At 42.0% G+C, this 18,756-nt stretch carries 21 protein-coding genes; 8 read left to right on the top strand and 13 right to left on the bottom strand.

Annotated features, from left to right (window positions below):
• The first annotated feature begins 3 nt into the window (after positions 1-3).
• The 5 genes from ACX0HA_RS09525 (at position 4) to ACX0HA_RS09505 (ending at position 5,795) form a co-directional block, all read left to right on the top strand.
• Positions 4-1,542: a PSP1 domain-containing protein gene (locus ACX0HA_RS09525; RefSeq protein ID WP_458845044.1), complete on the top strand. Its 1,539-nt coding sequence runs from the start codon at positions 4-6 to the stop codon at positions 1,540-1,542.
• A complete protein-coding gene (locus tag ACX0HA_RS09520; RefSeq protein WP_458845043.1) occupies positions 1,502-2,014 on the top strand; it encodes a gliding motility lipoprotein GldH in 513 nt (170 codons plus the stop codon). The genes ACX0HA_RS09525 and ACX0HA_RS09520 overlap by 41 nt, the downstream gene beginning before the upstream one ends.
• A gap of 8 nt (positions 2,015-2,022) precedes the next feature.
• Positions 2,023-4,362, top strand: a complete 2,340-nt coding sequence (locus tag ACX0HA_RS09515) for a penicillin-binding protein 1A (RefSeq protein ID WP_458845042.1) — start codon at positions 2,023-2,025, stop codon at positions 4,360-4,362.
• Between the two features lie 70 nt (positions 4,363-4,432).
• Positions 4,433-5,134: a CoA transferase subunit A gene (locus ACX0HA_RS09510; protein WP_458845041.1), complete on the top strand. Its 702-nt coding sequence runs from the start codon at positions 4,433-4,435 to the stop codon at positions 5,132-5,134.
• Between the two features lies 1 nt (position 5,135).
• Positions 5,136-5,795 (top strand): 3-oxoacid CoA-transferase subunit B, encoded by a 660-nt coding sequence (locus ACX0HA_RS09505; protein WP_114758661.1) that lies wholly within the window; start codon positions 5,136-5,138, stop codon positions 5,793-5,795.
• 178 nt (positions 5,796-5,973) lie between these two features.
• Here the strand turns inward: ACX0HA_RS09505 and ACX0HA_RS09500 are convergent, their stop codons facing one another.
• The 8 genes from ACX0HA_RS09500 to ACX0HA_RS09465 all read right to left on the bottom strand — a co-directional run bounded on the left by ACX0HA_RS09500 (position 5,974) and on the right by ACX0HA_RS09465 (position 12,418).
• Entirely contained in the window at positions 5,974-7,659 is a 1,686-nt protein-coding gene (locus ACX0HA_RS09500; RefSeq protein WP_458845040.1) for an ABC transporter ATP-binding protein, read from the bottom strand.
• A 269-nt stretch (positions 7,660-7,928) separates the two neighbouring features.
• A complete protein-coding gene (locus tag ACX0HA_RS09495; protein WP_458845039.1) occupies positions 7,929-8,171 on the bottom strand; it encodes a hypothetical protein in 243 nt (80 codons plus the stop codon).
• 32 nt (positions 8,172-8,203) lie between these two features.
• Positions 8,204-8,917, bottom strand: a complete 714-nt coding sequence (locus ACX0HA_RS09490; protein WP_458845038.1) for a 3'-5' exonuclease — start codon at positions 8,915-8,917, stop codon at positions 8,204-8,206.
• A gap of 90 nt (positions 8,918-9,007) precedes the next feature.
• The gene (locus ACX0HA_RS09485) at positions 9,008-10,219 is read right to left on the bottom strand and encodes a serine hydrolase domain-containing protein (protein ID WP_458845037.1); all 1,212 of its coding nucleotides are present in this window, start codon (positions 10,217-10,219) and stop codon (positions 9,008-9,010) included.
• Between the two features lie 201 nt (positions 10,220-10,420).
• Positions 10,421-10,894 carry a methylated-DNA--[protein]-cysteine S-methyltransferase gene (locus tag ACX0HA_RS09480; protein ID WP_458845036.1) on the bottom strand — a complete coding sequence of 158 codons (474 nt, stop codon included), beginning with the start codon at positions 10,892-10,894 and terminating at the stop codon, positions 10,421-10,423.
• A gap of 179 nt (positions 10,895-11,073) precedes the next feature.
• Positions 11,074-11,274: a helix-turn-helix transcriptional regulator gene (locus tag ACX0HA_RS09475; protein ID WP_458845035.1), complete on the bottom strand. Its 201-nt coding sequence runs from the start codon at positions 11,272-11,274 to the stop codon at positions 11,074-11,076.
• On the bottom strand, positions 11,264-11,743 hold the full coding sequence (locus ACX0HA_RS09470; RefSeq protein ID WP_458845034.1) for a hypothetical protein: 480 nt from the start codon (positions 11,741-11,743) through the stop codon (positions 11,264-11,266). Before ACX0HA_RS09470 ends, ACX0HA_RS09475 begins: the two co-directional genes overlap by 11 nt.
• Before the next feature lie 171 nt (positions 11,744-11,914).
• Positions 11,915-12,418, bottom strand: a complete 504-nt coding sequence (locus tag ACX0HA_RS09465; RefSeq protein ID WP_458845033.1) for a DUF1573 domain-containing protein — start codon at positions 12,416-12,418, stop codon at positions 11,915-11,917.
• 250 nt (positions 12,419-12,668) lie between these two features.
• Here ACX0HA_RS09465 and ACX0HA_RS09460 point away from each other — a divergent pair, with 250 nt between their 5' ends.
• The 3 genes from ACX0HA_RS09460 to ACX0HA_RS09450 are packed head-to-tail and all read left to right on the top strand — an operon-like array spanning position 12,669 to position 14,973.
• Positions 12,669-13,946: a sensor histidine kinase gene (locus ACX0HA_RS09460; protein ID WP_458845032.1), complete on the top strand. Its 1,278-nt coding sequence runs from the start codon at positions 12,669-12,671 to the stop codon at positions 13,944-13,946.
• On the top strand, positions 13,943-14,626 hold the full coding sequence (locus tag ACX0HA_RS09455; protein WP_458845031.1) for a response regulator transcription factor: 684 nt from the start codon (positions 13,943-13,945) through the stop codon (positions 14,624-14,626). The genes ACX0HA_RS09460 and ACX0HA_RS09455 overlap by 4 nt, the downstream gene beginning before the upstream one ends.
• A gap of 2 nt (positions 14,627-14,628) precedes the next feature.
• Positions 14,629-14,973 (top strand): hypothetical protein, encoded by a 345-nt coding sequence (locus tag ACX0HA_RS09450; RefSeq protein ID WP_458845030.1) that lies wholly within the window; start codon positions 14,629-14,631, stop codon positions 14,971-14,973.
• Here ACX0HA_RS09450 and ACX0HA_RS09445 read toward each other — a convergent pair.
• The 5 genes from ACX0HA_RS09445 to hemF all read right to left on the bottom strand — a co-directional run.
• Entirely contained in the window at positions 14,965-15,369 is a 405-nt protein-coding gene (locus ACX0HA_RS09445) for a c-type cytochrome (protein ID WP_458845029.1), read from the bottom strand. The genes ACX0HA_RS09450 and ACX0HA_RS09445 overlap by 9 nt on opposite strands.
• Positions 15,370-15,430: 61 nt before the next feature.
• Positions 15,431-16,426, bottom strand: a complete 996-nt coding sequence (gene hemB, locus ACX0HA_RS09440; protein WP_458845028.1) for a porphobilinogen synthase — start codon at positions 16,424-16,426, stop codon at positions 15,431-15,433.
• Between the two features lie 200 nt (positions 16,427-16,626).
• A complete protein-coding gene (gene tnpA / locus ACX0HA_RS09435) occupies positions 16,627-17,085 on the bottom strand; it encodes an IS200/IS605 family transposase (RefSeq protein ID WP_458845027.1) in 459 nt (152 codons plus the stop codon).
• 89 nt (positions 17,086-17,174) lie between these two features.
• Positions 17,175-18,125 carry a DUF4421 family protein gene (locus ACX0HA_RS09430; RefSeq protein WP_458845026.1) on the bottom strand — a complete coding sequence of 317 codons (951 nt, stop codon included), beginning with the start codon at positions 18,123-18,125 and terminating at the stop codon, positions 17,175-17,177.
• Positions 18,116-18,756: oxygen-dependent coproporphyrinogen oxidase (gene hemF / locus ACX0HA_RS09425; RefSeq protein ID WP_458845025.1), on the bottom strand; the 641-nt coding region annotated here is incomplete at its 5' end. The genes hemF and ACX0HA_RS09430, both read right to left, overlap by 10 nt.

Raw genomic sequence — 18,756 nt, 5'->3', positions numbered from 1 at the left:
ATTATGGCATGTACAAACTGTTCTACGGGCTCCAAAGATGGACAACCCAGGGGATGTAAAAATAACGGGACCTGCGGAACAGACAGTTGTAATAAACTAACTGTTTTTGACTGGCTTGCAAATATGACCCTCCCGGGAGGTGAAGCGCCTTTTGACTGTGTTGAGGTGCGCTTTAAGAACGGGCGAAAAGAATTTTACCGCAATAGCGAAAAAATAACCCTGAGCATGGGCGACATTGTTGCTACAGAAGCTTCTCCGGGTCACGATATAGGTATTGTTACCCTGACCGGCGAACTGGTTAAGGTACAGATGAAGAAAAAGAATGTAAAGAACAACGCCGAAATAGCGAAGGTTTACAGGAAAGCATCACAAAAAGATATTGATATCTGGAGTGATGCACGTGATAAGGAAGAGCCTATGAAGGTGGTGGCAAGGGAGATAGCGATCAGGCTTGCTCTTGAAATGAAGATATCGGATATCGAATTTCAGGGAGATGGCTCGAAAGCGACATTCTACTATACGGCAAACGACCGCGTAGATTTCCGCCAGCTGATCAAGGATTTTGCACGTGAATTCAGTACCCGTATTGAGATGAAACAGGTAGGTTTCCGCCAGGAAGCTTCACGTCTTGGAGGTATAGGATCATGCGGGCGCGAACTTTGCTGCTCTACATGGCTGACTGATTTCAGGAGTGTAAATACCTCTGCGGCACGTTACCAGCAATTATCACTGAATCCGCAAAAACTTGCCGGACAGTGCGGTAAGCTGAAATGCTGCCTTAACTACGAACTCGATACCTATCTGGATGCTCTTAAAGGCCTGCCGGATATGGACACCAAATTATATACCGAAAAAGGGGATGCCGTATGCCAAAAGATAGACATCTTTAAAGGGCTGATGTGGTTTGCCTATACTAATAATATGGCACACTGGCATGTGCTTAAAGCGGAGCAGGTTAAAGAGATCATTGACCTTAATAAACTAAAGCAGCGTGTGGCTTCATTAGAGGATTATGCGGTGGAAGAAGTGGCTCCGGAAGTAGAAAAAACATTCCAGAACGCGATGGGTCAGGACAGCCTTACACGTTTTGATGCACCTAAGAAAAAGAAAAGACCGAATAAGGATAACAAAAGGCGTGAGCCGGTTGCCGGAGAAAAAAGACCTGAACGTCCTGCGGGAGAAAGGCCGAGCAATAAGATTGTTCCTGCCAATAAAGAGGCAAGGGATAGCCGCCCTGACCGTCCTGAAAGAATCGCTAACGATAAGCCTGCCGGGGAAAGAAAGCCTAACGACAGGAACAACAATAACAGGCAAAAAGGCGAAAGAAGGCCTGATAACAGGAACAATAATGCCGATAGGCTGCAAAAGCCCCAGGGAGAGAAGCCCCAAGGTGAAAATCCTTCTGGCGATAGTCCGACAGGTGAGAGAAAGCCTAACGACAGAAATAAGAACCGAAACCATAGAAACAGGAATGGCAATAAAAAAAATCCTAACGATAACAATGGTAACGACAAGAATACCGGTGGGAGCCCTACGGAATAGTCTTGCTGTTCTGGCAGTGCTTCTTTTAGTGAGTTCCTGCGACAAGACAAGGGTGTTTGACGAGTATAAAGCCCTGGATGGCAAGTGGAAAAAAGACAACAAGGTGTCGTTTAGCTTTGACCAGAAAGACACGGTGTCAAAATATAATATGTTTATTAACGTTAGGAATAACAACAGTTATCCATACAACAACCTGTTCCTGATCGTTGAGCTTCAGGAGCCGGGCAGCAAGCTTGTAAAGGTAGATACGCTCGAGTATCCGATGGCGAACCCTGATGGAACCCTGATGGGAGAAGGTTTTACCGATATTAAGGAAAGCAAGCTTTGGTACAAAGAAAAAGTGAGGTTCCCTAAGCCGGGCAAGTATACCGTGAGCATTCAGCAGGCTGTGAGAAAAGGCGGTGCGGTTCCGGGAGTTAATGAACTGGAAGGTGTTACCGATGTAGGTTTCAGAATTGAGTCAACAGAATAATAGTGAAGATGGCGATAAAGAAGACAACTAAAAAATCAAATGCAAGTTCCGGAGATCATCCGGTAGAATATTTTGTAAAAAAATTCTGGAAGATATTCTGGATTGGCCTTGCGTCAGTATTCCTGTTCTTCCTTCTGGCATCATGGGGAGTATTCGGCAGCATGCCCGATTTCGAGCAGCTTGAGAACCCTGATTCTAATGTAGCAACAGAAATTATATCAGAAGATGGTGAAACGATAGGTAAGTTCTATCTTGAGAACCGTACGCCGGTTAAATATGCCGATTTGCCAAAGCCATTAGTAGACGCACTGATATCAACCGAAGATGAGCGTTTCTTTGAGCACTCGGGGATTGATACCAAAGGTACATTAAGGGCTATAGTAACCCTGGGCGGTAGCGGTGGTGCGAGTACCATTACACAACAGCTTGCTAAAAACCTTTTCCATGGAGAAGGATCGAGATTCTTCGTTTTCAGGATTGTACAGAAAGCTAAAGAATGGATTATCGCCACGAAGCTTGAAAGGCAATATACCAAAGAAGAGATCATCGCGATGTATTTTAATACGGTCGACTTTGTAAACCACGCAGTAGGAATACGTTCGGCTTCAAAAATATATTTTGGCAAGGAGCCTAAAGACCTTAAGGTCGAAGAGGCTGCTGTACTGGTGGGCATGTTGAAGAACCCATCATTGTACAACCCAATGAAGGAGAAAAGAAAAGAGAAAGTACTTGCACGAAGAAATACTGTTTTAAGCCAGATGGTTAAGAACGGCAAACTTGATGAAGCAGTAAAAGAGAAACTGGCTGCCAAACCCATCGTTACCGATTATAACCCGGAAAGCCATAATGAGGGTGTAGCAACCTACTTCAGGGAATACCTTAGGGATTACATGAAGAAATGGGTTAAGGATAATAAGAAAGATGATGGTTCGGAGTATGATATTTACCGTGATGGTTTAAAAATATACACCACTATTGATTCTAAAATGCAAAAGTATGCCGAAGAAGCGGTAGACGAGCATTTGGCCAACCTTCAGGAGGAGTTCTTCATCCAGCAGAAAAAGAATACAAATGCACCGTTCATCAATATATCTAAAGTAGAAACGGAAAAGATACTTGACCGCGCCATGCGCAACTCTGAACGTTGGAGACTGATGAGCGACCAAGGTAAAGACGATGATGAGATCATTGCGTCATTTAAGGTTAAGACTGACATGACCGTGTTTACCTGGAAAGGTGAAAAAGACACTATCATGACTCCGCTGGACTCGATACGTTATTACAAGCATTTCCTTCAGACAGGGGTTATGTCTATGAATCCTATCGATGGGCACGTTAAGGCATGGGTAGGTGGTATCAATTACAAGCACTTCCAGTACGATCACGTTCAGCAGGGAGCAAGGCAGGTAGGCTCTACCTTCAAGCCATTTGTATATGCTGCGGCTATCGAACAGCTGCACTTATCGCCATGTGATACTGTTGTAGATGCGCCATTTAGTATGCCTAAAGGTAAATATGGCATTGATGCCGACTGGAATCCGCAAAACTCTAACGGGCAGTTTTTAGGCCCGATCACCCTTAAAAAAGCATTGGCAAACTCTGTAAATACGATTTCGGCTAAGCTTATAGACAGGGTAGGTCCTAAAGCGGTTGTAGACCTTACTCATAAGCTGGGTGTAGAAAGCAAAATACCCGAGCAGCCGTCTATAGCCCTTGGAGCGGTAGACATCACGGTTAGTGACATGGTAGCTGCTTATAGCACATTTGCCAACCAGGGTGTTTATATTAAACCGATAGTGATCAACAAGATCGAAGATAAGAACGGGATACTGCTTTTTCAAAGTAAAATGCAAACGAAAGATGTATTGAGCAAAGACATTGCTTATGCTATCATAAAACTGCTTGAAGGTGTTACCGAGAGTGGATCGGGAGCAAGGCTAAAATGGGGCGGAGCAGGAGGTACCGGCTATAATCGTATGACGGGATATCCGTATGCACTCACAAATCCGATAGCAGGTAAGACCGGAACAACGCAAAACCAGTCTGATGGTTGGTTCGTAGGTATGGTGCCTAACCTTGCCACAGGCGTATGGGTAGGTAACGAAGACCGTTCGGCACACTTTAAGAACCTTGTCTATGGTCAGGGTGCTACAATGGCACTACCGATATTCGGTTTATACATGAAGAAATGTTATGCCGATGACACCATGACCTTTAAGATTTCGGAAAGGCCTTTTGAAAGGCCGGCAAACCTATCGATAAAGGTAGATTGTGCACGGGCTGTCGTCAAAGATACTACCGCAACAGACTCACTGGATGTAGACATGTCCGAGTTTGGTGGAATATAAAATTATATAAAACGTCTTCGAAAGAAGGCGTTTTTTTATATATTTATACGCGAAAATTAAATTCTATTGTATGATTAATAAAAAAGTGCAAAACGTTAGCGAAGCGTTGCACGATATAAAAGACGGCATGACCATAATGCTTGGCGGGTTTGGCCTTTGCGGTATTCCTGAAAACAGCATCAACGAACTGGTTACTAAAGGCACGACGAACCTTACTTGTATTTCTAACAATGCAGGGGTAGATGATTTTGGCCTTGGATTGCTGCTGCAAAAGAAACAGATCAAAAAAATGATATCGTCGTATGTAGGTGAAAATGCCGAATTTGAAAGACAGATGCTTAGCGGCGAGCTTGAAGTTGAACTTACGCCACAAGGTACGCTTGCAGAGAAATGCCGTGCTGCACAGGCAGGTATCCCTGCATTTTATACACCTGCAGGTTACGGAACTGAAGTGGCCGAAGGTAAAGAGGCACGCGAATTCAATGGCAAGATGCACATTATGGAAGAGGCTTTCAAAGCTGAATTTTCTATCGTAAAAGCATGGAAAGGTGACGAAGCAGGTAACCTTATATTTAAAGGTACGGCAAGAAACTTTAACTCATGTATGGCCGGTGCTGCAAAAATCACCGTTGCTGAGGTTGAAGAGCTTGTTCCTGCAGGAACACTTGACCCTAACCAGATCCATATTCCGGGTATATTCGTTCAGCGAATTTTCCAGGGAGAGAAATATGAGAAAAGAATTGAACAACGAACTGTAAGACAAAGAAGTTAATATGGCACTAGGTAAGGAACAAATCGCGAAGCGAATCGCGAAAGAAGTAAAAGATGGTTACTTTGTTAACCTTGGTATTGGTATACCAACCCTTGTTGCCAATTACGTTAGGCACGATATATCGGTAGAATTCCAAAGCGAGAACGGAGTACTGGGCATGGGTCCGTTTCCGTTTGAAGGCGAAGAAGATGCTGATATCATCAACGCAGGAAAACAAACGATCACTACATTGCCGGGTGCATCATTCTTTGATTCGGCCTTAAGCTTCGGAATGATACGCGCACAAAAGGTAGACCTTACTATTCTTGGCGCTATGGAAGTAGCTGAGAATGGTGATATTGCCAACTGGAAGATTCCGGGTAAAATGGTTAAAGGCATGGGTGGCGCGATGGATCTTGTGGCTTCTGCCGAAAACATCATTGTTGCCATGATGCACGTGAACAAAGCGGGCGAATCGAAACTGCTTAAGCGTTGTTCGCTGCCGCTAACGGGCGTAGGCTGCGTCAAGAAAGTAGTTACTGAGCTTGCGGTTCTTGAGATCGTACCGGAAGGCTTCAAATTGCTTGAGCGTGCTCCGGGCGTAACCGTAGAAGATATTATAAAAGCGACTGAAGGTAATCTTATCATTGAAGGTGATATCCCTGAAATGGTGATTGATTAATCAGAACAGTATACGTAAAAGCCCTTTCAACTGAAAGGGTTTTTTTTATTTTATTAATTGGAATTTTGTCATTCTGACGAAGGAAGAATCTATAGTTATTGATAAGAGATTCTTCATTCCGTTTCACTCCATTCAGAATGACACAGCATGAACTGAAAACTGTCACTGCGAATGAAAACTATGTTTTCGGTATTGCAGCAATAAGCTTTTTGGTATATTCTTTCTGTGGATGCTCATAGAGGGCATCGGCTTCGTTCATTTCTTCTATTTTTCCTTTATTCATTACCAGTACCTGATCGCTCATGTATTTGACCACGGCAAGGTCGTGCGAAATGAAGATATAGGTAAATCCAAAGTTTTCTTTTAGTTCGTTAAGCAGGTTCAGGACCTGTGCCTGTACCGAAATATCCAAAGCAGAAACCGACTCGTCACATACGATAAGCTTGGGCTGTAGGGCAATGGTACGGGCAATGCCAATACGCTGTCTCTGACCCCCTGAGAATTCATGGGGGTAACGGTTAAAGTGTTCTTCACCCAATCCCACACGGTTTAATATTTCGATAGTCTTTTCGCGGCGTTCCTTCTCGTTCTTATAAAGCTTATGCACCTGCATTGGTTCCATTATTGCTTTGCCTACAGTGATACGCGGATTAAGCGATGAATACGGATCCTGGAAGATGATCTGTATCTCTTTGCGCAAAGCGCGGATATCCTTATCGGATAATTTAGTCAGGTCAACACCACGGTATAGTATGGTTCCTGCTGTGGCTTTATCGAGTTGCAATATGGCATTGCCAAGCGTCGACTTGCCACAACCCGATTCGCCTACAAGGCCCAGCGTTTCGCCTTCGTATATTTTAAAGCTTACATCGTCAACGGCTTTAAAGTGCACGTTTTTGCCCAATATTCCTGCTGATGATACATACTCTTTCTCTACATTCTTTACCTCAAGCAGAGGTGTCTGGCTGTATAGTTTTTCCAAACGTTTGGCACGCTGCTGCGGTGTTACCTCTTCGGGGTTTACGATGTTTTCAAGATAATCCTGAATAGTAGGCAGACGCTTCAGGCGAACATCAAGCGACGGCCTTGAGCTTATCAGCGCCTGGGTATAGGTATGCTTTGGATTGCTGAAAATTTCTTTTGCATCGCCCTGTTCCACAATTTCACCACGAAACATCACGATAACCCTGTTGGCAATCTCGGACACTAAAGAAAGGTCGTGCGAGATGAAAAGGATGCTCATCTTGGTTTCCTGCTGTAGTTCTTTCAGCAACAGGATTATTTCCTTCTGAACCGTAACGTCAAGCGCGGTAGTAGGTTCGTCGGCAATGAGTATTTTCGGTTTGCAGGCAATCGCCATGGCAATCATGACACGCTGCTTTTGTCCGCCCGATATCTCATGCGGATAGCGGTTGTATATCTTTTCAGGGTTAGGAAGCTTTACCTTTTCGAATAACGAAAGTACTTCCTGTTTTATCTGTTTATCTGTAAGGTCGGTGTGTTCTTTTAAGATCTCCTCTACCTGATAGCCACATTTTAATGAGGGATTCAGCGAACTCATAGGCTCCTGGAATATCATGGCAATTTCGTTGCCACGAAGATTGCGCAACTCCTTTTGGCTCATGGCCGAAATGTCTTTGCCGTCAAACGCTATCTTGCCTTCGGTTATCTCTAATATGCCATTTGGGAGCAGTCCCATAATGGCTAATGAAGTAACCGATTTGCCAGAGCCTGACTCACCCACAATACCCAGTATCTCGTTTTGGTTCAGCGTAAACGAGCTGTCCTTAACAATAGGATTCCACTGGCCTTCTTTTCGAGCCGAAATGGTAACATGGTCTATGTGGAGCAAGGGATTGTTCATGAGGATAAAAATACTATTCTTTCTTTTGTCTTGAAACAAAAGAAACAAAAATTCAAGGCAGCAGCTTTTTAGGCTACAAATTATTGACTTCGGCTAAAAGATTTGAACTCGCTCCGCTCAAACAGAAAATCTTTTTAACGCCTCATCCAATAATTTGCTTCACGCCACAAAGCTGAAGGCCTTAGCTTCACTCAATTGTTCCACTATGAGTGAAGCTGTTCCCCTCTTGAGAGGGGTTAGGGGTGTGTAATCACAGAGATGAAAAAGGATTAAAATACTTTCTGCAGGTAAAATTTACGGCCGTCTTCGGTTACGTGTTCTATATAATCTATCTTTTTGAAAAGCCTGTAATAGAACATATAGGGTTTCAGGTTTTTTACTACGCTGTTAAGCGAGATTACAAAATCCTTTAGGTTAGAGTTGCAAACAACTACCTTATTATCAATTTGGGCTACATATAAACTTGGAAAATCTTTCATGCTGTAAAAGTACGGATTTTTAGTCGCAGTCACAGTCGCAGTTTTCAGCTTATTGGATGGCCGATTTACACATGTATTATTTCATCATCGATCAATAGTTCTTCCCTACGGAAACGAAGCAGCACCTGCGCTGTGGCAATAACATCTTTTTCGCAGTAGGTTACAATACGGTCAATATCTTTTTCTACATGGTAAACGTATCCTACCTGGCTGCCGTCGATATCGCCTTTTGGTGAAGGGATGCCTAATATTTTGGTGAGCAGTTTCAGGGAGGTGAAGCTTTTATAGTCGCCAAATTTCCATAGCTCCATAGTGTCGAGATGAGGTATTTCCCAGGGCTTTTTGCCAAAGAGGTTTAGCTTTAATGGTATTGCAACATTGTTGATGATCATGCGTCGGGCGATGAAAGGGAAGTCAAATTCCTTGGCGTTATGCCCACACATAATATGTTGTGGCTGACTGAAATGATTGTTCAGCAGGTTGTTGAAGTCCTTGAGTATCTTAGGCTCGTCGCCGTGAAAGGAGGTGACCCTGAAATGGCGTATATCGCCTTTAAAAGTAAAATAACCAACGGAGATGCATACGATCTTACCGAACTCAGCCCAAATGCCCGCCCGTTCATAGAACTCTTCGGGCGACTGCCCATCCTTGCGCTGATAGTGCGTCTTCAGGTCATATAACAACTGTGTTTCCTCATCACATTCATTAAAATTGGAATGCTCCGGGACAGTTTCTATATCGAGGAAAAGTATATTTTCAAGGTTTATTCTTTCTATCATGTTTTTGCTCCTACAAGGTTTTAAAAACCTTGTAGGTGTTATTTTGGTTAAACCTACAAGGTCTTCGAGACCTTGCAGGTTATGAACTCGTTATTTCATCCCTTTTATTTCCGCCTCTTCTTTTGTCATTGGCAGGCTGTTGCCTTTGCCTTCGGTGGGTTTGATCAATCCCATCATTTTGTAGGCTTCGTCTACATATACATAAAAGTCGTTGCTGTGCGCATCGGTTGTCGTCTGAAGGCCTTTGATGTGGCCTAAACGAACGATCATTATATCGTCTTGCGGAATCACAATCACAAATTGTCCCAGATGTCCGCGAAGGTAATACATCTCTTTGCCCATATAGTTGTTAAGCCATACGCCATAGGCATATTGCGGAGATGCCGGAAAACGCGCATGTGTCATTTTTGCTACAGCTGTGCTGTCCAGTATTTGTTCGTTATTCCATTTGCCATTATGCTTTAGCAATTTACCGAAACGTGCAAAATCGCGGGCGTTGCTGGCAATACAGCAATATGCTTTCTCAATGCCGTCAGGTTTGTCTATTTGCCACAGGGCATCGTTGTCGGCACCCATTGGCTGCCAGAATTTTTTAGAAACATAGTCAGATAGTGTTTCGCCTGTAGCTTTGGTAATTACCATCGCCAATAGTTCGGTAGCGCCACTTACGTATTCGAATTCCTTTCCCGGTTCTTTTATCACAGGAACGGCAAGCATGGTATCCCATAAATGATCGCCAAAGTAAGCACGGGTCGTGATAGAAAACGCACTGCTGTACTGTTCTCCCCAGTCAAGGCCGGTACTCATAGACGAAAGGTCGCCTACGGTGAGCTTTGCTGCAAGGCCTTTGCCGAATTCGGGAAAATAATCAGATACCTTTTGGTCGAGGCTTTTTATTTTTCCTTCCATAATGGCTTTGAACATGGCGGCAGTAACCACCGTTTTTGCCATTGAGAAAGAGTTGGATTTTGAGTCTTTAGTATAACCGTCATAATAGCTTTCATGCCATATGCTGTCATTTTTTATAATGAGGTAAGCGACAGTACCCAGTTCTTTATGAACATCTTCAAGTCTTTGGGTAGCTTTTACTTTGTTATAGTCTTTATGGGTTGCCCATGGCTGCGCTGTTCCTTTTTTGATGGTACGGTTATCGAAATGGGTATAGTCATCAAGGTAGGCGGTTGTTTTGCCATGCAAGTAAACTACGCGAACGGCTTTTATAAGGTAATCTACATCAAAAATGTACAGCAATATGATGATGGCGGCGATAATACCGACAAACCAAAGCAGGAATTTTTTCATAAGTATCGGTTAGGATGTTATGACGAATTTACATAAAAAATGTTTTGGAACAATCATATTATTGATTAACCACCCCGGCTTTCAGCCACCCCTCCAAAGGAGGGGAAACTTACTCTTATGTTATTTTTGGAATGAGTAGAATTCCCCTCCTTTGGAGGGGTGCCCGTAGGGCGGGGTGGTTAAATTAATTTCGTATAAAGTCTAAAATAAACTCTGTTGTATCGGCGGAGTTTCGTGTTCGATCAGCCACTTTTTGCGCCATAATCCTCCGGCATAACCGGTAAGTGAACCATCGGACCCAATGACTCTATGACAGGGTACAACTACCCAAAGCGGATTCTTTCCATTGGCCGAGGCCACGGCACGGATTGCTTTTACATCGCCCAGTTTTATGGACAATTCCTGATAGGATGTGGTCTTGCCGAATGGAATTTCGAGCAGGGCTTTCCATACTTTTTTCTGGAAATCGGTTCCTTGAGGATTGAGTGGGAAATCGAAAGTATTACGGCTGCCTTCAAAATATTCGGTCAGCTGTTGTGCGGCATCTTTAAGAACTGCAGGGATTTTTTTCGTAACCGGAATTTCTTCATTCAACACCCATATTTTGGCAATACCGTTTTCATCGCCCTCAATAAGGGTGATGCCTAGCGGTGTTTTTATATGGGCCTGCTGCATTTGGATTGTTTTTTGTAAAGATAGTATTTGTTTTGTACCGCAGAGATACACTAAGTCCACACAGAGAGACACAGAGTTTTTTTTAAGGTTTGGGAGCGCTCTAAGAGCTTCACTTCGTGAAGTTATAAAAGCTTAGCGAATCTTCTTGCCTACTCTGCGCGTCTCTGCGGAATAACTTCTTAATCCTCATCCTCTAATTCAAAAATCTCATTTACCGGTTTTTCAAAAAGCTGTGAGATCTTTAATGCTAGTACGGTTGAAGGTACATATTTTCCGGCTTCCAAAGCATTAATGGTTTGCCTGCTTACGCCAATCTTATCCGCAAGATCCTGCTGGGTGAGGTTAAAAATGGCGCGCTGTACTTTAATATTATTCTTCATCCTGGCGGGTATTATAAAAACGATACATTTTGTAACGGAAAAGAGCGATAAAGATAAGCAGTTGTGACAGTAATGCCACCATCATTATATTAAGGAAAGGAAATCCGTAAATAAACATATAGCAGAACAATATGATGCTATAGTTGAGGATGGTCGACCATGCAAGGCTGTGCAGGCGTATGGAAGCAACCATTTCATCTTCCTGTTTTTCTTTAGAGAATGCATAAATGATTCCGCTTGGAATTAAAAAAAGCATTAATAATTCATCTGTTATGCTTTCTTCGATAACACTCAGAAAGACGTAGTCGCCCAAAATGTCTTTCTGCCCGATAAAGGCAAATACATTTGCCTTGAACTCGAAAGTACTTTTGTCAAGGATAAACAGCATAGCCAAACCGATAAAGCTTAAAAAAAACAGAATTCCACTGATGGCTTTCCATTTGTGCGGAAATAAATAATTCGTTTTCATGATGATTGGATTTAAAGTTCAAACGAATGTAAAATAAAATTTCCAATATGACAAATAAACTTTACATTTTGTAAAACAAAATATTCTTTAAGTAAAACATGCATGTCATTTAATGCAAAAAAGCCACCGCATAGCGGTGGCTTAAGAGTATATAGTAAGATGTTGTATCAATTACTGGTTTACCGGAGCAGCAACTGGTGCAGCTTCGTTAGCCGGAGCTAATACTTTACCTTTGATAGTAAGGATTTTGTTAACATCGCTGTCGTTTGTAGTAACAGTTACGTTTTTAGTAAAGCTTCCAGGAGATGCAGCGTTGAAAGTTGCAGTTACTGTAGCAGACTCACCCGGTTTAACAGGAGTCTTAGTGTAGTTTGTAGCTGTACATCCGCAAGACGCTTTTACGTTAGTGATAAGTACAGTTTGTTTTGTAGTGTTTTTGAAAGTAAAATCGTGAGATACCGGTTTTCCTTTTTCAATATCACCAAAAGTGTGCGTGTCTTCTTTCCATGTAATTCCAGATGGAGTCATGTTTTTTGGAGCTTCTTGTGCAGGAGCAGCAACGGCAGCAGGAGCAGCAGCAGGTTTTTTAGCTGTAGCAGTTTGTGCAGTAGCACCCTGAGAAACAAAGAAGAAAGCACCTACAAGAGCAAGAGCAGAAAGTTTTAAAGTTTTCATAATCGTAAACAATTAATATTAGTTAATAAATTTTATTCTGTTTTCAATAACACAAATATATTCAGTAAAACCTACAAATTTGTTAATCGCTTTCAAAGTATTGTTAATGACATGTTAACGGACTGTCTTTTAGCGTTTTTTATCTGTGGGGCTTTACTAATTTTATACTGTATTTATTGTTTCCTTATTTTTGGCAACGATATGCATTAATCAATGAGCCGGTACCGGTTATACAAATAACATTCCAAAGTTGAAATTCAATACGTTAAATATAATAGTTTTTATTGGACTGCTAGCAATAGTGGGGGTGCTTAGCATGCAGTTAGTCATGCTTAACCAGGCCTATACCTTCGAAAAGAAAGAGCTGGGAGAGAAGATCCACTTCGCCCTTCAGGATGTGGTTAACAAAATATACAGGGACAATAAAAACGAGCTGCCTAATGCCACGCCCATAAAAAAAGTATCTGAAGACTACTATGTAGTAAATGTAAATGATGTTTTTGAGGCAGAAATATTAGAGGTATATCTTCAAAACGAATTCCAGAAGGTAAAACTGGACATGGACTACGAATATGCAATTTACGACTGCGGATCGGATGAGATGATGTATGGCGAATACATAACGGCAGCGGGCAAGACAAGAACCGATAAGCTGAAATGTGAAAAATGCTTTACCAAAAGGGAAGGTCTGGTGTACTATTTTGCCGTGCGTTTTCCGCAATTACGCTACAATTACATTACTTCCTTACAGCAATACTGGATCTATACAGGGGTATTATTCCTTGTTCTGGTTATATATGTGTATTCGGTTTTCCTGCTGCTGAAGCAAAAAAAATATACCGAGCTTCAAAAGGACTTTATCAACAATATGACTCATGAGTTCAAAACACCATTGTCGTCTATACTCATCGCGTCTAATTATGCCGCTAAACAGCAGGCAATTGAGAACGACCCCAAACTGAGCAAATACCTCAAGATCATTATTGAGCAGAGCAATAAGCTCAACCAGCATATTGAGCGCATTCTTTCGGTAGCCAAAACAGAGTCGTCGCTGGTAGCATTAGAGAAGAAACAGTTTAACGTGGTGGAAACGCTTGAGCTTGTAAGGGAAAATGCAGCAATAAAATTTGAGCATGCAAATATCGTCCTTACCAGTACCAAACCGCAGTACATCCTTAAAGCCGATGAATTCCATTTTTACAATATCGCCTATAATATTGTTGAGAATGCCGTGAAATACAGTTCGGGTAAACCGGAAATTAGTATTAACATTGGCGAAGCGGGAAAAGGACTCACTTTGAGCTTTACCGATAATGGCCCGGGCATTGCTCCCGAGCATTTGGAGTATGTGTTCGATCGTTTTTACAGGGTGCCGCGTCCTAATACTACAGAAGTAGAGGGATTTGGGATTGGCCTTTTTTATGTGAAAAAGATATGCGAACTTCACGGTTGGAAAATAAGCATTCATAATAATGAAGGTAAAGGCATCACCATTACCATTCATATTCCTAAAAGCAGCATAGTATGAGCCGAAAGAAACTATTATATGTAGAAGACGATAATACGCTGGCATTTCTTACATCCGATAATCTGGAGCAGTATTATGATGTGGTGCATTTTGCCAATGGTGCAGCCGCTTTTGATGCTTTTAAAAAAGAGGAATTTGACCTGTGCATACTGGATGTGATGCTTCCAGAAATGGACGGTTTCGAATTGGCTGCCGCCATACGCGAACGCAACCTGGCTGTGCCAATCATCTTCCTTTCGGCAAAAACACTTAAGGAAGACCGTATCAAGGGGCTTAAGCTCGGTGCCGATGATTACCTGATAAAACCTTACAGTATTGAGGAGCTTATTCTGAAAATAGAGGTATTCCTGCAGCGCAGCCATAAGACAACATCTGCCAAAAACACCGTTTGTACTATTGGTTCTTTCAGCTTTGATCCTGAAAATTATGTTGTGATAAAAGGCGACGAAAAAATTAGCCTTACCGAAAGGGAATCAGCATTGCTAAAACTTTTCATTGATAACAAGAACACCATACTGAAACGTGAAAAGATACTTACCGCTCTTTGGGGCACGGATGATTATTTCATGGGACGAAGCATGGACGTATTCATTTCGCGCCTGCGCAAAATATTCAAGGACGACGAAAGTATCCGTATAGAGAATATTCCGAGGATAGGGTTTAAGCTTGTAGCGCCGTAGTTATGTATAAGTATTACAAAAGGCCTTGTTATGGCTCGGATGATCTGTTAATTGAATTTATTTCAGGTCCAGAGGAAGTAAATTTCATTTCAGATTTGTTTGCAACATTATCGGGATTTAATCCAAAAATTAAAGATTTAGTAGATGCCTGGTATAATGATGAGGTTCTATTACATGTCCAAACCGATATAGGGGGATTTGTTTTTTCTAAAGATATATGGGATTTTGCATTTATAATGGTCGAAAATAATAATGCTATTATAGATCATATAGATGATGTTTTATCAAAAAATCATCTATATGAAAAATTAGACCCTAATCCGGATATAGATTATAAATTACTTTAAAAAGCTCATAAAGTAATCCTCAAGCGCTTTCAATTCCTCATCAGTAAAATTCTTAGTGATGGCAAAATTGGTTTTCATCACTTCATATTGTGAGGGGTCTACTAATGGTTTTCCTTCCCCTTTAAGGAATTCTACCATATTGCCTTTTTTCTCTTTGTAGATCTTAGCTATTTCTATTACGCTTGGGCCGATGATCTTCTGGTCGGGTTTATGGCATGAAAAGCAATTGCCCTTGCCGTCAAAAATTTCCTGTCCCAGTTGTTCCGATGGAGTAAGGTTTGCAGTTGCACCTTCGGCAGTTTCAGTTGTAGTGTATAGCGATTCTTTTTTCTCCTCTTCTTTCTTGCAGGCGCATAGCGATAAGGCAAGAAAAGGGATGATTAGTTTGTGTTTCATTTCAAAGTTTTTGCAAAGATAAAAACAACCGCCCCTTCATTAATGAAGGGGCGGCGTTAAATTATTTATTTAAAAGTATAGCGGCTTCTTTGGCAAAGTAGGTAGAGATAATATCGGCTCCGGCACGTTTAATGCAGTACAGCTGCTCGATCATAATCTTGTCGTGATCCAGCCAGCCCCTTTCAGATGCTGCCTTTACCATTGCATATTCACCCGACACCTGGTATACAGATACCGGTACATTTACAGCATCTTTCACCTCGCGAACGATATCAAGGTATGCCATTCCCGGTTTTACCATAACAATGTCGGCACCTTCTTCCACATCATGAAGGGCTTCTTTTATAGCTTCAATACGGTTGGCATAATCCATCTGGTACGTCTTTTTATCTTTGGGAACTTCTAAGCCCGACTCTTTTGGGGCACTGTCAAGCGCATCCCTGAACGGCCCATAGAATGAAGAAGCATATTTAGCGCTGTAGCTCATAATACCCACATTCTGAAATCCCGCACTGTCAAGACCCTGGCGAAGACGCAATACCCTGCCGTCCATCATATCGCTTGGCGCAGCAAAGTCGGCTCCGGCTTCGGCATGCGAAACAGCCATTCGTACTAAAGCTTCTACAGTTTCATCATTGGCAACGTCACCATTTTTAATGATGCCATCGTGACCATAAATAGAATAAGGATCAAGGGCAACATCGGGCATTATTATCATTCCCGGCACTGCATCTTTAATTGCCTTGATGGCGCGCTGCATTAGTCCTTCAGGATTCCATGCTTCTTTGCCTGTATTATCTTTTAGCTTGTCGTCTACTTTTACGTAAATGTTTACGGCTTTTATGCCAAGGCTCCAGAGTTCTTTAACCTCCTTAACAGTAAGGTCTACAGAACGGCGGAAGATGCCGGGCATAGACGGGATAGGCACTTCAACATTAGTTCCTTCAGCAATGAACATCGGGAACATAAAATCGTTTGGTGTCAGTATGGTTTCACGAACCAGTGAACGGATGGATTCATTGGTTCTAAGGCGTCTGTCTCTGTGTGTTGGAAACATAGTATTTTATGATTGTTCCTCGTTAGAGGAGGTTGTTTTTATATGTCGCCCCTCTAGGGCTTTTTAAATGTTGCTGTAGCGATTCTATAAATATCTCGTTCCTCCGGGACTCAGCTACTTCTATGGATAAGCTTCGGAGAAGCGGAATATTTATAGAAAATTAATAAGGCAATGACAATGAGCTCCGGAGGAGCGGCATATCATACATCCTCAAAAATAAATTCGCTTTTAAAATCAATATTATATAATTTCAGAAATTCAATGTACTCTTCCCTGAATGTTTTTGTTTTATGATGCTCTTCCTGATTTTGGATATAGGTGATAACATTTGTTAGTTGTGAATGGCTACATGAAAAAGCACCGAAACCTTGTTGCCATTCAAATTTACCGGCAATCCATTTTCTCTCATTTATGAATTTTGATGAATTTGCCTTGATATCCCTAACAATATTTGATAACGCAACGGATGGTTTGAGCCCGATAAGGATATGGATATGGTCTGGCATTCCGTTTATGGCAATTAACTTTTGTCCTTCGTTAGTAATAATGCCGGTTATATATTTATACAATTCATCTTTCCAATTTTTTGAAATCAAATTATTTCTCCCTTTTACGGCAAAAACGATATGTATATATATTTGTGAATAGGTATCAGCCATTTTATATGCCGCTCCTCCGGAGCTCAAAATATGTTATGTCTTCTTGTTCTATAAATATATCGTCCCTCCGGGACTACAGAAGTGTAAACTTATAACTTATACTTCTCTTTAATCTTGTTCTTTTCTCTTGTCAGGGCTCCCGGCGCATTGAAACGGTAACCAAAAAACACCATGCCATAATTCATGGCATCGTTCATTTCTACTTTGCTTTCGGTATTGTGGTTCGAGGCCACCCCTTTTGAGTAAATCCCGCCATAAAAAGTTTCTGAATTATATCCTATAGCCACACTTAACGATGCTGTGGCCAAAAAATGGGTTTCGTCATCGCCTTCATCGTTCATGTAGGTGATTCCGCCTCCAAGGGATAATCCGCCTCCAATGAGGAATTTTTTAGCGATAACCCAGTTGTAATTATAGGCCGGTGAAAGCGCCATGTCTATAAAATAGCTCTTGCCCTTAAGTTCTTCGGTCTTGTTGCCATTCAGCTCGGTGTAATAGTAGGAAAGTTGCGGGGCGAAACTGCCGGCACTCTTGAGTTGGCGTTCGCTCTGAAAAGCCAGTGCCCTGAAAGAATAATTCTTATTGAATACATAAGACGTGCTCCCTCCCAATTTCATTGTTTTAAGCCCCGGATAATATATGGATACCCCCGAAACTTCCAGCGAAATCCCTTTTTGGTAAATGAAGTCAAAATTCTGCATCCATCTTCCAGGGAAAAAGGACAGGCTATAATTCATCATTTTTGAATCCTTGTTGTCCTTATTGTCCGAAAAGAACTTTGGAGCAATACCAAAACCAAAGGATATTATGTCATATTGTACCGAAACGCCCAAGGTTGTCCGCTGATTAGGTACAAGGTCTACTGTTAAGTTGTCCTGCTCGTAATTCAGCGAAAACTGGTTTGTGGTATTAAGCATATACAGCTGTGCTGATATCTTATCTTCAAATTTCTGGATATAGGGATTTTTCAGGCTGTCGGTTTGTGCAAAACACCCACCGCCCGTAAATAGTAACGCTGTTATGTATTTTCTTATACCCAATCTATCGGATTTGCCAGTGTTTTTATCAGTCGTTCTTCTTCGCTTCCCGTTGCCGGATGATGGTCATAGACCCATTGCACATGTGGCGGAAGGCTCATCAGTATGCTTTCCATACGGCCGTTGGTCTTAAGCCCGAACAGCGTACCCTTATCGTGTACAAGGTTGAACTCTACATAACGCCCACGGCGTATTTCCTGCCAGGTACGGTTCTCATCGTTATATGGAATGGCTTTTCTTCTTTCAAGAATAGGTACATAAGCTTCCAGGAAACTGTTACCAACTTCGGTAGCAAAATTATACCAGTTGTCCATTGTGAAATCTTCGGTGGCTTTGCAATGGTCAAAGAACAATCCACCTATGCCGCGCGCTTCGTCACGGTGTGCATTCCAAAAATATTCGTCACATTGCTTTTTGAATTTGGCATAGAATTCAGGGTTATGTTTGTCGCAGGCTGTTTTACAGGTTTGGTGAAAATGTTTTGCATCCTCATCAAACAGGTAGTAAGGGGTAAGGTCCTGGCCTCCGCCAAACCAGCTGTCTACTACATTACCTTCTTTATCATACATTTCAAAATAACGCCAGTTGGCATGCACCGTAGGCGCAAAGGGGTTCTTCGGGTGAATGACAAGGC

It is taken from the genome of Flavobacterium hauense (assembly GCF_054457175.1).
Note: the sequence above shows the minus strand (reverse complement) of the source record. Positions and strands in the feature narration are given on the sequence as shown.